The organism is Nostoc sp. ChiQUE02 (assembly GCF_034531305.2).
In the GTDB taxonomy this organism is placed as follows: Bacteria; Cyanobacteriota; Cyanobacteriia; order Cyanobacteriales; family Nostocaceae; genus Nostoc.
Genome location: NZ_JAVRBN020000038.1, coordinates 1 through 15,534, shown reverse-complemented (window position 1 = coordinate 15,534; position 15,534 = coordinate 1). Strand labels below are relative to the sequence as shown.

18 protein-coding genes and 1 pseudogene are annotated in these 15,534 nt (G+C 40.3%); 9 read left to right on the top strand and 10 right to left on the bottom strand.

Annotated features, from left to right (window positions below; translation table 11 throughout):
• Positions 1-57: 57 nt before the first annotated feature.
• Positions 58-1,893 carry a signal peptide peptidase SppA gene (gene sppA / locus RM347_RS27880; RefSeq protein ID WP_322721399.1) on the top strand — a complete coding sequence of 612 codons (1,836 nt, stop codon included), beginning with the start codon at positions 58-60 and terminating at the stop codon, positions 1,891-1,893.
• A 521-nt stretch (positions 1,894-2,414) separates the two neighbouring features.
• Positions 2,415-2,654: a hypothetical protein gene (locus tag RM347_RS27875; protein WP_322721398.1), complete on the top strand. Its 240-nt coding sequence runs from the start codon at positions 2,415-2,417 to the stop codon at positions 2,652-2,654.
• A gap of 117 nt (positions 2,655-2,771) precedes the next feature.
• Here RM347_RS27875 and RM347_RS27870 read toward each other — a convergent pair whose 3' ends face one another.
• Entirely contained in the window at positions 2,772-3,104 is a 333-nt protein-coding gene (locus tag RM347_RS27870; protein ID WP_322721397.1) for a WYL domain-containing protein, read from the bottom strand.
• A 207-nt stretch (positions 3,105-3,311) separates the two neighbouring features.
• On the opposite strand from RM347_RS27870, the gene RM347_RS27865 reads away from it, so the two are divergent.
• The 3 genes from RM347_RS27865 to RM347_RS27855 all read left to right on the top strand — a co-directional run bounded on the left by RM347_RS27865 (position 3,312) and on the right by RM347_RS27855 (position 6,806).
• A complete protein-coding gene (locus RM347_RS27865; RefSeq protein WP_322721396.1) occupies positions 3,312-4,046 on the top strand; it encodes a hypothetical protein in 735 nt (244 codons plus the stop codon).
• Between the two features lie 240 nt (positions 4,047-4,286).
• The gene (locus tag RM347_RS27860) at positions 4,287-4,841 is read left to right on the top strand and encodes an MltR family transcriptional regulator (protein WP_322721395.1); all 555 of its coding nucleotides are present in this window, start codon (positions 4,287-4,289) and stop codon (positions 4,839-4,841) included.
• A gap of 366 nt (positions 4,842-5,207) precedes the next feature.
• Entirely contained in the window at positions 5,208-6,806 is a 1,599-nt protein-coding gene (locus RM347_RS27855) for an Hsp70 family protein (protein ID WP_322721393.1), read from the top strand.
• On the opposite strand, the gene RM347_RS27850 is transcribed toward RM347_RS27855, so the two are convergent.
• From RM347_RS27850 to RM347_RS27825, 6 genes are all read right to left on the bottom strand, one after another.
• On the bottom strand, positions 6,807-7,202 hold the full coding sequence (locus RM347_RS27850) for a type II toxin-antitoxin system VapC family toxin (RefSeq protein WP_322721391.1): 396 nt from the start codon (positions 7,200-7,202) through the stop codon (positions 6,807-6,809).
• Positions 7,186-7,476: a type II toxin-antitoxin system prevent-host-death family antitoxin gene (locus RM347_RS27845; RefSeq protein ID WP_322721390.1), complete on the bottom strand. Its 291-nt coding sequence runs from the start codon at positions 7,474-7,476 to the stop codon at positions 7,186-7,188. The genes RM347_RS27850 and RM347_RS27845 overlap by 17 nt, the downstream gene beginning before the upstream one ends.
• Positions 7,477-7,610: 134 nt before the next feature.
• Positions 7,611-8,174, bottom strand: coding sequence for a Uma2 family endonuclease (locus tag RM347_RS27840; RefSeq protein ID WP_322721389.1), 564 nt, complete (start codon positions 8,172-8,174; stop codon positions 7,611-7,613).
• Positions 8,175-8,372: 198 nt separating this feature from the next.
• Positions 8,373-8,912: a L,D-transpeptidase gene (locus tag RM347_RS27835; RefSeq protein WP_322721388.1), complete on the bottom strand. Its 540-nt coding sequence runs from the start codon at positions 8,910-8,912 to the stop codon at positions 8,373-8,375.
• A gap of 461 nt (positions 8,913-9,373) precedes the next feature.
• Positions 9,374-9,889 (bottom strand): L,D-transpeptidase, encoded by a 516-nt coding sequence (locus RM347_RS27830; protein ID WP_322721387.1) that lies wholly within the window; start codon positions 9,887-9,889, stop codon positions 9,374-9,376.
• Positions 9,890-10,001: 112 nt separating this feature from the next.
• A complete protein-coding gene (locus RM347_RS27825; RefSeq protein WP_322721385.1) occupies positions 10,002-10,634 on the bottom strand; it encodes a bifunctional 4-hydroxy-2-oxoglutarate aldolase/2-dehydro-3-deoxy-phosphogluconate aldolase in 633 nt (210 codons plus the stop codon).
• Between the two features lie 240 nt (positions 10,635-10,874).
• Here RM347_RS27825 and RM347_RS27820 point away from each other — a divergent pair, with 240 nt between their 5' ends.
• Positions 10,875-11,153 (top strand): hypothetical protein, encoded by a 279-nt coding sequence (locus RM347_RS27820; protein ID WP_334771045.1) that lies wholly within the window; start codon positions 10,875-10,877, stop codon positions 11,151-11,153.
• A 537-nt stretch (positions 11,154-11,690) separates the two neighbouring features.
• Complete coding sequence (locus RM347_RS27815; protein ID WP_322721383.1) at positions 11,691-11,963, top strand: GlsB/YeaQ/YmgE family stress response membrane protein; 273 nt, start codon at positions 11,691-11,693, stop codon at positions 11,961-11,963.
• A 460-nt stretch (positions 11,964-12,423) separates the two neighbouring features.
• Here the strand turns inward: RM347_RS27815 and RM347_RS27810 are convergent, their stop codons facing one another.
• Entirely contained in the window at positions 12,424-12,753 is a 330-nt protein-coding gene (locus RM347_RS27810) for a hypothetical protein (protein ID WP_322721381.1), read from the bottom strand.
• A 13-nt stretch (positions 12,754-12,766) separates the two neighbouring features.
• Positions 12,767-13,177: a DUF262 domain-containing protein gene (locus tag RM347_RS27805; protein WP_322721380.1), complete on the bottom strand. Its 411-nt coding sequence runs from the start codon at positions 13,175-13,177 to the stop codon at positions 12,767-12,769.
• 249 nt (positions 13,178-13,426) lie between these two features.
• Between RM347_RS27805 and RM347_RS27800 the strand changes: the two genes are divergently transcribed.
• Together RM347_RS27800 and RM347_RS27795 are read left to right on the top strand one after the other, a co-directional pair.
• Positions 13,427-14,257 (top strand): metallophosphoesterase, encoded by an 831-nt coding sequence (locus RM347_RS27800; RefSeq protein ID WP_322721379.1) that lies wholly within the window; start codon positions 13,427-13,429, stop codon positions 14,255-14,257.
• 168 nt (positions 14,258-14,425) lie between these two features.
• Positions 14,426-15,259: a metallophosphoesterase gene (locus tag RM347_RS27795; protein ID WP_322721378.1), complete on the top strand. Its 834-nt coding sequence runs from the start codon at positions 14,426-14,428 to the stop codon at positions 15,257-15,259.
• A 149-nt stretch (positions 15,260-15,408) separates the two neighbouring features.
• Here the strand turns inward: RM347_RS27795 and RM347_RS27790 are convergent.
• Positions 15,409-15,534, bottom strand: a pseudogene (locus RM347_RS27790) (ISKra4 family transposase); the annotation flags it as partial.

The window sequence follows — 15,534 nt, the reverse complement described above, 5'->3', positions numbered from 1 at the left end:
ATAGGTAATTGGGCATTGCTCAATGCCCAATGCCCGATAACTAATAATTAATAACTAATGCGTAATTTTATCAAACAAACTTTTGCTAGTTTAGTTGGCACTTTACTAGGACTAATTATTTTCGGTGGTTTAGGAACCACTGGACTGTTCTTGCTGATATTGGCTGCTAGCTCCTCTAAAGATACTGGGCCAAACGTGAAAGATAAGTCAGTGCTGGTTTTTGACTTGTCAATGAAAATTACTGATGGCGAACCTAGTTCCGGCGAACTGTTTCAAAACACAATATCAGGTGTGGATGACGAAAGGATATCACTCCGCAAAGTTGTGGAAACTTTGGAAAAGGCCCGACGCGATCCGCGAATTGTCGGGATCTACCTAGATGCAACAAAGACAAGCCAAGCTAGTAACGTCGGCTATGCCTCCCTTAAAGAAATCCGGAAAGCGCTGGAGGAGTTTCGCGCTGCTGGGAAAAAGATTGTCGCCTATGGCAGTGATTGGAGTGAAAAGGAATATTACGTTAGTTCAGTGGCAGATTCCATTGTACTTAATCCTCTGGGAATGATGGAAGTCAACGGTTTGAGTTCACAGCCGATGTTCTTAGCGGGAGCATTGCAGAAATATGGCATTGGTGTTCAAGTCGTGCGGGTGGGTAAATTTAAGGGAGCTGTTGAACCGTTTATCCTCACAAAGTTGAGTCCAGAAAACCGCGAACAAACTCAGAAATTGTTGGATGATGTTTGGGGAGAGTGGCGCACTGCTGTAGGCGCAAGTCGGAAAATTGAACCTAACCAGTTGCAAGCGATCGCAGATAATCAGGCGCTACTGGAAGCTGCACAAGCTAAAACCAGCGGTTTAGTCGATCGAGTCCAATACCCCGATCAAGTGGTGACTGACCTGAAAAAGTTGACAGATAGCGATAAAGACGACAAAACATTCCGACAAATTAGCCTGAATAGCTACGCCCAAGTTTCCGGCAAATCTTTGGGTGTAGAACGTAGCTCCAAAAATCAAATTGCCGTTGTTTATGCTGAGGGCGAGATTGTCGATGGTAAAGGAGAAGATGGGCAAGTAGGAGGCGATCGCTTTGCGAAAATCTTCAACAGACTGCGACAAGATAAAGATGTGAAGGCTGTTGTATTACGAATTAATAGTCCTGGTGGTAGCGCTACCGCATCTGAAGTCATGCAGCGAGAAGTGAAATTAACTCGTGAGGTAAAACCAGTTGTAGTGTCAATGGGTGATGTCGCCGCCTCTGGTGGTTATTGGATTGCTAGCGACTCTAACCGCATTTTTGCCGAACCAAATACGATTACAGGCTCAATAGGGGTGTTTGGGGTGCTATTTAATGGGCAAAAGCTGGCTAATGATAATGGCATTACCTGGGATTCGGTGAAAACCGGAACCTATGCTGATAGTCAAACAGTTTCGCGTCCGAAATCGCCTCAAGAGTTAGAAATTTATCAGCGCAGTGTTAACCGCATTTATAATATGTTTTTGAATAAAGTTTCTCAAGGTCGGAAACTCCCAGAGCAAAAAGTGGCAGAAATTGCTCAAGGAAGGGTTTGGTCGGGTGTGGCGGCCAAGGAAATTGGTTTGGTGGATGAAATTGGTGGTTTGAATACTGCGATCGCCTATGCTGTTAAGCAGGCAAAATTAGGAGAAGACTGGGAAGTGCAAGAATATCCTCGCACTAGCAGCTTTGGAGAACGCTTTTTTGGGCGTGCAACAGAAGAGGCGCGGACTGCTTTTGGAATTGAGGGTACGCAACTCAAACAATCCAATCCCCTCACCGCTGAATTTCAGAAATTGCAACAGGAAGTAGAGATTCTGCAAAGGATGAACGATCCACAAGGGGTTTATGCCCGCTTGCCTTTCAACTTGAAGATTGAGTAGATATTTTTTTGAGCATCAATGGGCAAAAACTCAATACAGTTCAGATAAACCCAAAGCACAGATTGTAGAGACGCGATTTATCGCGTCTTGAAAGACCAATTACCTACACCAATAACCCTTAACCCAAGCGTATTAGGCAAAACTTACCGAATACTAATTTGTGAAACTAGTTTTGAGGCTTTGTAGTCAGGATTTTAGTGCTAAGAAAATAAAGACCAAAGTCCTTACTACAAAATTGTTTACCCATAATTTTAAAGACAAACCAGTACGGCGAAGCCCATGAGTTTGCCTCGCCAGCCATAAACCAGCTGACATTTGCTGCTCGGATGTGTAAAGTAGTTGAGAGTCAACTACAATTTCCAACCTTTGACAGAATTTTAGATTTGGAATTTTGCTGAAGCAGCCCAATTAAACAGTGGCTCAAGTATGGAAAAATCTAAAATTTTTTATCTAAAGCAAGTGTATTTACATACCGACCCAATTTAAAGTCTAAAATACAAAATTGAGTAAAACATCCATCTATGGCTAGAAAAACACAACGTCTTTTGCTGCTAATTGTTTCTTGTAGTATCACTGGTGTAATTTTAGGAGGTACTGCTGGTTGGGCAGAAAGTAGTCTCTGCCTGGAAGACAGTAAGGTTACAAATGAGTGCCTAACTCAAGATCCATTCCAAAAAACTATCCAAGGAATGAGTACTGGATTGTTAGCTGGCGCTGGGGCCGCTTTCGGTGCAGTCTGGCAGTTACGGAATGAAGATTGAGTATGAACTACTACTAACCCGGAACTCCGGGTTAGATTAGGTTTCTGTACTAATTAGCCAGTGCCTTCACTTTGACTTTTGCCCAGCATTAAAGTCATGTGAGTCAATTATTCTAATTTATGTGGCTTTAGAAGAATAGCGATCTATTAATGCACGACCAAATTTATGGTGTTGTTCAGCTAGATATTGAGGAGAGATAAACTGAGCATTACCCATGAAGCGATACACCCAGCGACAAAACTCCTCCAGCGATCCCTCAGGAAGTTTAACAATATAATCTACGTAAGCAGGTTTGCCATTTTTTCCCTTAGGCCCTAGTTTGATATCTTGCTTAGTATGTCGCTTCTCCCCCTCCTGAATAAATTCCATAACTTCAGGAAAAAATCGAACTTGCACTTCCACAAGCTTTAGTCCTCCATGAATCGACTGAGCAAGGAAACTGCACAGCATTATTTTACTAAAACTCTGGCTGAGAGAGTTTTATGAGTGCTTACAGACAGCCTTTCTTACTTTTTTTCCTAGCGTGAATCCTCAATGACTACTTAGACTGTGGCTGGCTTTGCATGTGGCGGTGGCTAGATCATTTGAATTTCGGGACATCAGGCTAGTAAGGGCTGATTATAAGTGAGTTGTTTTTTTAGTTTAAGTTTCTATATTATGTGTGATTTTACTGAATTACAAACAATTCGTAATAATTTTCGAGATGATTTAACACAATGGTTTGATATCGCACATACTCTTGTAGCTTTAGCTTCACTCGGTAGTGATACAGTATTTGAAAACCTTGATATCAATCCGGTTTATAGTTTTCGTGTTCCTATTAAAACTAGCTTAGGATTGAGTTTAGCAAGTATCAACGACTTAAAATATTCAAAAATGGGTGAAATTTATTTAAATCATAAATTAGCTATTCCAGAATTAATTTTTGAGCGCCTTATTCAGCTTTGGTATAAGTTCCTTAATCAAATAGTAGAGCAACTTGTAAAAGAAAGTCTTGCAGGTAGTCAAAATTATCCTGAAATAGAAAAACTAATAATCAAATCAAAAGGTAAAGAGGAAATTATAAAATTAATTTGTAAAGAGTTTGAATTTGATATTAAGAATATCAAAAAAACGAAGAAAATTGAAAATTATCTTGGACAAAAAATAGATGCTGCTCATCATCAAAATATAACTGTAGCTATTATTCTTAGGAATTTACTAGAACATAATAAAGGTATTATTCGGGAAAATGACTTAAATAGTTTAAATAGTAACTCTATTAAATTAATTAATGATTCATGTCAAGAACAAAATTTTTTACTTGGTGAGAAAGTTAAAATTACTATTTATGAAGTATACAAATTAAAAAATTTGCCGTATCATATTTCTAAACAATTGATTCCAGATTAATTATATTAATTTTCACCTCTCCAATTTAAACAGTTAGACTAAAAGAGAAATTTGCTAGAAAAGCGAGCGCACTGCGTTAATGCCATTTATCAAGCATTTACAGGGACTTATAAGCTAAATGTGGCAAAAAGGGAATTATCACACAGCAAAAAATATCATTTAGGCTTTACCAGTAAGGAATCACAAGCAAAAAGCAACAGTGTATAATAAGACTTATTTACCACAAGCTAGTCTTTAACTATGTCCAAGAAAGACTCTCAAAAGAAAAGAGATCAACTACAAGATCCATACACTTGGATAGCAGAGCTTAATAAGAGTAATGATAGAGCTTGTGTAATTGTGGGTGCAGTATTTTTAGAAATTCAACTTGAACAACTTCTTATGAATTTTCTGGTTGATGATAAGAGAAAAGTAGAAAGATTATTTGATTTTAATCAGCCATTAGGCAGTTTTAGCTCAAAGATAAGCATGGCTTACTGTCTTGGGCTTATTGGTTCAGCATTATTCGACGATATCACTATTATTAGAGATATTAGAAATGATTGTGCCCATGAGTTACAAGCTATAGATTTTAGTAACCAAAGCATAGCTGACAAATGTAAAAACTTTAAATTATTTAGAAATGTGATTGATCATACAGGTCAACCAGCATCTACTAGAGATCATTTCTTATCTGTAGTAAGTTTAATCTCAATTTATTTAGCTACTGAAATAGAAGAAGCCCAAAAAGAAAAGAGAATAATTCAAGGCGATCTTGCTATAAGTGATGAAGAAATAGTTAGATTACCCCGCTAAATGATTGTGTATCTAAATTACTAGAGTAAATTCCCAGATAATCAGTATTCGTCATCGTGGAGAATATTTACAAGCGATCGCATAATACATGGACGATAGCAAGGCATTGTTTGATTACTGGCATGACCGAGTTCGGCTGAAAAACAATGAGCTAATTGCAACTCCTGGACACGTCAAAACCCAGGATCATTGTCTAACTGTGCTATCCGTTGCAGCTAACACTTAGCTGCAACAGACTGAATCGATATCTGGGTTGGGATGCAAAGAAGTAAGCCTATGGGTGCATTTGCTTTCTTGGTAGCTTATAGAGAATAATCACAAATAAAGCAGCTTTGGCATCTTCGTGCGAGAGAATAAATATAAAATATGGCGATCGCAATCGATTTTGGTACTAGCAACACAGTCATTGCTCGTTGGAACCCTGTAACCCAGCAGCCAGAAACCCTGACTCTACCAGGTTTATCAATTAAACAAAGTCTCAATCCGCCACTGATTCCCAGCTTGGTTTATGTTGAAGACGCAACCCAAAATAAAGTCTTAGTAGGGCAACAAGTACGCGATCGCGGTCTTGACCTCAAAGGCGAAACGCGATTTTTCCGCAGCTTTAAGCGGGGTATTGGTGCAGATATTCAAGGTTTCTTACCCGAACTAGATGGGCAAATTGTCACCTTTGAGCAAGTAGGACAATGGTTCCTCACCCAGGTGATTGAAGAACTAGCACCCCTGCAAGGTGGTTTAGATTCTTTAGTGTTAACCGTACCCGTAGACAGTTTTGAAGCTTACCGCCACTGGTTGGGGAAAGTTTGTCAAGCCCTTCCCGTTGAACAGGTGCGGATGCTGGATGAACCCACAGCTGCCGCCTTGGGTTATGGCTTGGCAGATCAAGAAATTCTCTTGGTGATTGACTTTGGCGGCGGGACTTTGGATTTGTCCCTTGTCCGGTTAGATCGAGGCGTGCAAGCAACCACAAAACCACTCGGATTTATCCTCAAGTGGGGTAATAAGTCCCTGGCTGAAGATTCAAAACAAAAAGTCAAAACTGCCCGTGTCCTGGCGAAAGCTGGGCAAAATTTGGGTGGTACTGATATTGATAATTGGTTAGTAGATTACTTTGCCAAAACTCAAGAACTGGCGGTAAGTCCCTTAACAACACGATTGGCAGAACGGGTGAAAATTCAACTATCAACCCAAAACCAAGCTAGTGAAGTTTATTTTGATGATGAGACATTTGAAAGCTATGAACTGGAACTAAACCGCGACACTTTTGAAAATATCCTCAAAGAACATGCATTTTTTGAGTTACTAGATGAGTCGATGACGACACTGTTGCAGCAAGCAAGACGCCAAGGGATAGAACTTCCAGATATTAATGCAGTTTTGTTAGTTGGTGGGACGGTGCAATTGCCGGCAGTGCAGACATGGATCAAACAGTATTTTGAGCCAGCAAAAATCCGTTGCGAACGTCCCTTTGAAGCGATCGCTCAAGGTGCATTACAGCTAGCTCAAGGGATACAAATCAAAGACTTTCTCTACCATAGTTATGGTATCCGCTACTGGGATCGTCGCAATCAACGTCACAAATGGCATTCTCTAATTAAGGCTGGACAAGCATACCCGATGAGTCAACCAGTGGAATTGGTCTTAGGCGCTTCTGTAGAAAATCAGCCCAGCATTGAATTAATTATGGGAGAATTGGGAGCAGATACAGGTAGTACTGAAGTTTATTTTGATGGCGATCGCTTGATTACTCGCCGTCTGGACAGTAATGAAACCAACGTCAAACCCCTCAACGATCAAGAAGGCGCGAGGACAATTGCCCAACTGACACCAACAGGATATCCCGGAAGCGATCGCATCAAAATTTTCTTTCAAGTTGATGAGCAACGCTTTTTGCGAATCACAGTTGAAGACTTGTTAACGAATGATACGCTGTTGGAAAATCAACTTGTGGCACAGTTGAGTTAATTAACTAAAAGGATTTAAAAGTGGGATACCGCAACCGTCGAAATCCCGGATGTTGCGCGTTACTAAGGTCAATTGATGAATTTGAGCAGTAGCAGCAATCATCATATCTGCTTGGGTGTGTGTTTTCCCACTTAATCTTAGTTGACCTCGCAATTCACCAGAGCGCTTGGCAATTTCAATGGTGATGGGCAATACTTGGCAGTTATTTTCCAAAAAGCTCTCGAACCATATTTGAATTCTAGAGTTGGGCTTGGATGTCAGTCCATAAAATATTTCTTCAACGGTAATTGCACTCAGAACTATTGAGGAAACTCTTTCTGCCCATTTCAGTACACCAGAGTTAGGTTGAAGTCTTACTAATTCGCTGAGAATGTTAGTCTCACAGAGAAAAGTCATCAATGGCATCAGTGAAAAGGCTAGGACGGTCTTGGCGGGAGGGTACTTCGAGGATATAATCTTCTTCAGCAGCTATCTGAGGTAGTTCTTTGAAGGCATCAGCTAAAGAAAACTGTTCACGCTGCTTGCGCCACGTCAAGAATTCCTCAAACATCTCAGCTTCAACAACAACAGCTACTAGTTCATTTCGGTTGTAGATGAGTTGCGGTTCTTTAGTTACAGCATGAATTAGTTCGGAGAACCTCTGTTTCGCTTCTGCAATTCTCCAATTCATTGTCCTGCTTCTTTTATTGATAATCACGTCTATTATAGACATGATTTATGTCTATAATTTCGTTTTCGCCAGAGAGCGATATCTATGACAGGCTATGCCTATACTCCTTTCTTCTCATTCCAGCCGAGTTATTTCTATTTGCCCATCTTTAACCAACCAAAAACTTGATTGACGGTTAGTGCAAGTTGAATTTCTGGTAATACAGGCAAAAAATCTTCTCCCTGGAGTAACACTGGCTGTTGCTCCGGTACAAATACCAAAATACTGAGGTCATCAGGGTCAAGAAACCATCCCAGGCGGCTGCCATACTTCAGACAGTGAAGAATGTTCCCAATTACTTTGTTGGGTTTTTGTTCTGGCGAAAGAATCTCAATCGTCCAGTCTGGTGGAAGTTCAAAATTATCAGGTACTTCATTATCAATGGTGAACGGTATGTGTTCCCAGTGAAATACAGCTACATCAGGTACAATTGAGCGCTCCCCAAAAGTACACTGTAATTCGGGAAATGCATAGGCAATCTTCTGATTCTCCGTGACTTCATTGACAACAGCACAGAGTTTACCTTGTAAGCGGCTGTGTCTCCCTTTCGGCATTGGCTTTTGAATAATCTCACCGTTAATATATTCACTTGCAGGCTTTGTTTCTGGGAGCTTCAGAAACTCTTCCAGGGTGAGAGTTTGGGTAGTTGTGGCGCTCATAGCTCCTGAATCCCTCGAAGATGTGTTTTTAGTTTAGCAGTATATATGGACAGGTGCGTTCACGGAGTATAACGCACCTGTCCATACATCAACGTAAGAATTGCAGCAACGATCAATTCATCATCGCGATAATTCGTTATTGAAACTCTTAATTACGAATTACGTAGTTTGCTTCTCGCCGGAGGCGAGTATTAGGAATTATTTCCGCACCACTACTAAAGTTCCTGTTGAAGCCCAGTTGTAAAGATTGCGAGCTTGCTTAACAGGTAAATTTACGCAACCGTGACTAACTGGAGTCCCAAAACGGTTATGCCAGTAAGCACCGTGGATGGCATAGCCTCTGTAGAAATACATTGTGTAAGGAACATCAGGAATATTGTAGCCCCTACCTCGCATCCGGTGAGTGCGATACTTGGAATTAATCCGAAATCTACCTATGGGTGTGGGGGTCGATCGCTTACCACCGGAAATTCGGTATGAATGAACAAGTTTATTACCTTCCCATGCACGTAAACGTTGTTCTGACAAGTCAATTTCAATCCAGCGAGGTTGGGATGTTTGCCTGATATAAGATCCAGTGATGCCGTTTTCATCAACTGACGTGGCTGTTGCTGTAGTCGAGTTGGGTGTACCTGTTAACGGTGATGACCAAGAAAATAAAGTCACCACCATCAGCGCCACGCCTGTACAAAAAGTTCCTGAAGAACGAATTCTACCACTGCGAATCCAGGATTGCATTATGCCTCACCTTCTAAACTACGCAAAAATTATGAAGTGAAGTAATTTTCTGGAAAACTACTAATTTCCAAATAGACTACTCACTTCCTGTAGAGGATTTACGCAATTCATCCGCTAATATCGCAATTTTGCCCTTTGCCTTTGGTTAAATGATGAGTCTTAACTAATGACTAATGACTAATTACAAAGGACAACCTTTACAAAAAATCTGTCATTTAAATGCCTAAATGCAAACTTCCCCCAAATTCATATTTGCATTTGTAATTTCACACAGAAATTGCCAGGATTTACACTGATATTTTTGGGCAAATCGTTAAATGCCCTCTTCTATATTTTATTTCATGTTCAGTAATTCCGACTCCGAAGATTCCCAGCAAGATTTTATGCTGGGAATCACTTAATTGTCTTGATTTGTTGTTATTTATGATTTTGCTTAAATTGCCTTTTGGTTGCTTCACCTACTATTTCTGGATGACTACTGGTGTCCCTACTGATGCCCACTCGAATAGCCATTTTGCATGTTTAGGTGCGAGATTCACACAGCCGTGGCTGACTGGAGTGCCAAACCTTTTATGCCAGTAAGCACCGTGAATACCGTAATTACCTTGGTAAAACATCGCATGAGGAACGTTGGGAACATTGTAGTTTTCTCCCCGCATCCGCGTAGTTTTGAATTTGGATTGAATATTAAAAGTACCAACAAGAGTGGGAGTGGCTTTTTTGCCAGAGGAAATAGCACTTCCATAAACCACTCTGTCACCTTCCCAAGCTATTAACCGTTGTTTTGAAAGATCAATTTGAATCCAGCGCTTATCCGATTTTTGTAATGTCTGGATTTTTTGGGCAATCACTTGATCTTTGGAATTCGCCCAAACTTCACTCGTTCCAGTAGTAGTAAAAACACTTAAGGACAGTGCTGTACCAGTGAGTAGTATTTGTAAGCGACGCACCCAGTCAGAATAAATTAGTTTTTTCATTTTAGATACACTCACACTCAAATCATGGGGTCTTGAGAAACTTATCAGTTTTCACCTTTATTTCCCTATCTATTACTTTAATAGACGTGAATTTTTGATGATTTGTTCTAAGTTAACCTAACTGTCGCATCAGCTTTCTTGCCTGAGTTGCGATCGCCTCCCAATTTCCATCTGTGACAAGCTTTTTGGGAAATAATTCACCGCTCAAACCTACAGCGATCGCTCCGGCTTGCAAAAATTCTTTAGCATTTTCTAGTGTGACGCCGCCAGTAGGAATTAAGGGAATCTGACCTAGTGGCCCTTGCAAACTTTTGATATAATCAACCCCTCCCACTGCTTGCACGGGAAATACTTTTACACAACTAGCACCCTGACTCCAGGCGGTAACAATTTCTGTAGGAGTCAGCGCTCCTGGTATAATAGGCACATTTTTTTCTTGTGCTGCTTGAATCATTTCCGAATCAACATGGGGTGTGAAGAGGAATTGTGCCCCAGATGCGATCGCTTCTTGTAACTGTTGCACATTGAATAGCGTACCAGTGCCAATGGTACAGGCTGGTAATTTTGAGCGTAGTTGACTAATTAATTCCGCGGCGCGATCGCTATTCCAGGTAATCTCAATCAACTGCATTCCCCCAGATGCTACAGCCATTGCCATTTGCTGTCCCACTTCCATTTTAGGGGCGCGGATGACTGCGATCGCTCGATGTTTTTCCAACTGTGATAACCAAATTTGATTAGGCATTTTGACTAGGGATTGGGGATTGGGGACTAGGGACTGAGAACTAGAGAATAGTTTTCACTCTAGATAAATACCTAATTTCCAATACTAATACCCAGTACCTAATACCCAATGCCCAATAACCTTAAAACTTGCTTCTTGTATCAAGTTATGAGATATTAAATACAAATATCGTTAAACCTATCGACTTACCGTAGTTTAGAACTAAATACCTCAGCCTTTAAGTATAAAGGAGTAATTAAAATGACAATTGTGCGACAAAACACAGCAGCATCCTTAGCAATTACCATTCACAATTCCAAAAGCGTGAATATAAGTAACCTGTGGAAGCTTATGCGACTAAATGCAAATGGATTTTGGTGGCGCACTAAGGCATATGGAACGATTCTGGGAGTTATGTTGCTAACCTTGGTGAGTCTGATTTTTCTAAGTATGCATTGGTCTTATCACAGACTGTTCCCATTTCTCAGCCATCGAGTTATTGACAGTAATTGGGATAAGCAATTAAAAATTAAAAGCTAGAAATGTACCCTTACAGGGATCTTGCTACGTTTAGCGTCTGGTAGAGAAGAAATGCAATTATGGATTTCCAGAAATTAAATTATCCCATTTTTAGAGCCAAGACGATGATCGGATTCTTCCTCCCCTGCTCCCCCTGCTTACACAACGATGGGACATTTTTTTAATTGGAAGTCCCTTATGGCAGGTATCCTGGCGATGCCCAAGTGAGGAATGGTAGTAATAAAGTTGCTACGACTACGCCTGTCGTAGACATTGCCTGATTTTGCTTCCTTTACATTACTTTAGAGACAGTCGTTGAAAACTCAGCTTAATTCTTCTAGTAGAGGAGAGAGCTAACTAAAATGCATATACTGCAATTACCAAGCAATAGTTTGATAAGCCCCTAGTTAAAGACCTGCTAGGAGCTTTTTTTTAACCTCGTAGCAATAAAACTATTCCTTATGGATATTAATAGTTAATTCTGATGGAAGATGGAGCCAAATATGAACATAGTTAATATGTATTTGTAAGTCAAAAACGTTTACCAAACTAATAACAATGAATATTCTTGCTTGGATTGTTTTAGGTCTAATTGCTGGTGCGATCGCAAAAGCTATCTACCCTGGTCATCAAGGTGGCGGAATTCTGGGAACAATCTTGTTAGGAATCATCGGTGCTTTTGTTGGCGGTAGCTTAGGCGTATTTTTCAGTACAGGAACGTTAACATTAGCAGCTCCTACTCTTAGTATTCCTGGTATTGCGCTAGCAGTTCTTGGTGCAATTGTTGCAGTTTTCCTATGGAACTTAGTAACCCGTCGCGGTGCTGTATAAAAGCAAGTTGCGTACAATCAATGAGGGGAATTTAAAAAATTCATTTAAATATTGTGAATTAAATCAAAAAAGTAGTGCTAGCCTGTCATTAGGGTGGCACTATCTTTTTGATTATTGATAAACAAAATAATAATTGGTGTAATCTAATATCGTGCGATCGCTGTTAAGGAACTTCTAATTAAAAAAATATCCATTAATCGTAGGGTGTGTTAGCGATAGCGTAACGCACCGCGACAGACCAAGATAATGTATGGAGAGACCAAGATGATGTGTAGAGCGTTATGAGGTTCCGTCTAACGCAACAAAATATTTTACCCTTCTCCCTCTGTATACCGTCACGTTAGAAGGGATTTTTGTATGTATTATGAGCCAAGGAAGTTTGAGTAGCAGTGTTGGCAGAATAATTTATCCAGACTCAATTCCTTGAGATTAAAGCGGAAAGAATTTAATTCATCCGCTTTTAAATGTGTAATTGATACAAGCGAAACCCTTTTTTAGCATCTACATCAAATTTCAACCCAACTTCCATTCCCCTACTTGTTTGCACCTCATTAACCGATATGTCATTAATCTTAATGCTCTCAATACTAGCCAAATAGCAGCAAGATGACCCTTCATTAACTAGGAAAAGACTACTTCCGATTGATAAAATCGTTTCCTCAACCTTTGCTACCCCAGCTTCATGCTTCTTATACCACTCAGTAATTCTACCAACCTCCTTAGCTTGACCTATTGATTTCTTGCGCTCAATAACCTTATAAGTGACCAACTCAGCAAGTGCTTGACACAAAGTTTCGACAAAATCACATATTGAGTTCTGGCCAAAGTTCTAATCCAGTTAATATGAGACGATTTTCATAAAAATCCCGAAGGGCGGTAATTCTCTGTTGACCATCCATTACCTCATAAAAGTTAAACTCCTTCTCGTAAAGAACAATTGGAGGAACAGGAATGTTGATCAAAAACGACTCGATAAGTCGTGATTGCATCTTTTCATCCCACCGATCCCTTCTTTGGTAAAAAGGGCGTACATCCATATACCCAGGCTTCTTTAGTGCATCGACAAAACTCGGAAGTTTTTCACGGTTCATTTCAGTGAGTATTCTTTGCTCACCAGACTCATACTTGTTGTTAATTTCACTATCAGACATTTGGATGCGATTCTGGAAGGCTGATGCTTCCCACATCTGTTCTTCAGTTGGTGCAAGTTGCATTGACTACATCCCCTACAAGGGCAGCGTGATACGATATTAAACTAGCTGAATATAGCCTAGCGCTTTCTTATGCGGCAAAGTTTTATGATGTAAGTCAATAACAAAGCTGCATTGAACTTAGGTAAGTATAAATACACTAAAATCTAGAGTTTTCATGAAATTTTCAAGAAGTTGCACTAGTCGCTACACACAAAGCGACAATGTTTCGTTAAGCTGTAAGCGCTATGATTAAAGTATATTGAACGTCTTATGCATTGGTTGTTATCTGGGCCGTTGAGTATAGAGAAATTGACGGTTAACATTGCAGGCTTGCCCGCATCGTTACAAGGTAAGAAGCTGGTGCAGTTGTCAGATTTTCACTACGATGGTTTGCGGCTGTCGGAAAATATGTTAGAAAAAGCGATCGCAGTTACTAACGAAGCTGAACCAGATTTAATTCTATTAACTGGTGACTACGTAACTGACGATCCGACGCCAATTCATCAACTGGTACTTCGACTCAAACATCTGCAAAGTCGCAGTGGTATCTATGCTGTTCTTGGCAATCACGATATACATTACAAACACGCAAAAGCAGAAGTTACAGATGCTCTTACTGGCATTGGAATTCACGTCCTTTGGAACGAAATTGCCTATCCACTAGGAAAAGAATTGCCACTTGTTGGACTAGCAGATAGTTGGTCACGGGAATTCCACCCTGCACCAGTTATGAACCAGCTAAACCCCAACACACCTTGCATAGTTTTATCCCACAATCCAGATACTGCGGAGATATTACAAGCATGGCGAGTTGATTTACAATTATCTGGTCATACTCACGGTGGTCAAATTGTGATTCCCGGAATTGGCCCTGCAATGCATATTTACGAGAAGCTTGCAGAAAGATTACCCAAAAAAGTGCGGCGTCGAATCCCCTTTTTAGAAGAAAATGTTTCTGTAGTCAGGCATTGGGAATGGGCACAGGGTTTCCATCGGCTAGGAAAAAATCAGCTATACGTCAATCGTGGTTTGGGAACTTACCTCCCAGGACGCTTATTTTGCCGCCCAGAAGTTACTATAATCACCCTACAAGGTGAATGAGATAGGCCGGAGGTACGAGGAAAACCCCAGAACTAAATTCAGCGATTTCAAATAAATCAATTAGTTAATCGTATCTGGAATATGTGACATAAATTCTTGTAGTTTCTCAAGTTGCATTTTGATTTTTGGTAAGCTGTAAGCGCTGGTATGAGGAGTATCGGTTGCCTTATGCATTGGTTGTTTACGGGACATTTAAGAGTAGATAAAATCACGGTTAAGATTGCGGAACTTCCAGCATCTTTACAAGGTACAACGTTAGTGCAGTTGTCAGATTTTCACTACGATGGTTTACGACTGTCGGAAGATATGTTAGAAAAAGCGATCGCAGTTACTAACGAAGCTGAACCAGATTTAATTTTATTAACTGGTGACTACGTAACTGACGATCCGATGCCAATTCACCAATTGGTGCTTCGACTCAAACATCTGCAAAGTCGCTGTGGTATCTATGCCGTACTTGGTAATCACGATATCTATTACAGCCACTCAAAAGCAGAAGTTACACAGGCCTTAACTAGCATTGGGGTGCATGTGCTTTGGAATGAAATCGCCTATCCATTAGGAAAAGAATTACCATTGGTAGGACTAGCTGATTATTGGTCACGGGAATTTCACCCCGCACCAGTCATGAATCAACTAGACTCCGTTACACCCCGCATTGTTTTATCCCATAACCCAGATACAGCCAAGATATTGCAACAATGGCGCGTAGATTTGCAACTATCCGGTCATACCCACGGTGGTCACATCGTAATTCCGGGCATTGGGCCTTTAGTACTCTATTATAAAAAACTACTCAAACAAATTCCCAAAAAATTACGGCGTTGGGTAACATTTTTCCTGGGAGACTGTTCTAAAGTGGTGCGATATTGGGAGTGGGCACAAGGGTTTCACCAAGTAGAAGAAAATCAACTATATGTCAATCGTGGTTTAGGAACTTATAAACCAGGACGCCTATTTTGTCCGCCAGAAGTGACTGTAATTACCTTAATTAGTCATTAACAATTCTGAACTTTTTAATTAACTCAAAGCAGAAACCGCCTGAAGCTACGATGGATAAATATCAGCAGCTTGGGGCGGTTTCTTGAAGATTGAAGAATTCAGAAGTAAATAACTCAACGGGAACATCCACTTTTGGAAGAAACACCTAATCAGACAGCAAGTAAACCATTAAGATAAGCACAACGAACAGAGAGGATGTGATTAACACTTTCAATATTCCACTGTGCGCCAGAAATTTTAATCCTTAAGCCAATTTGTTTAATTGCAGACTCAAC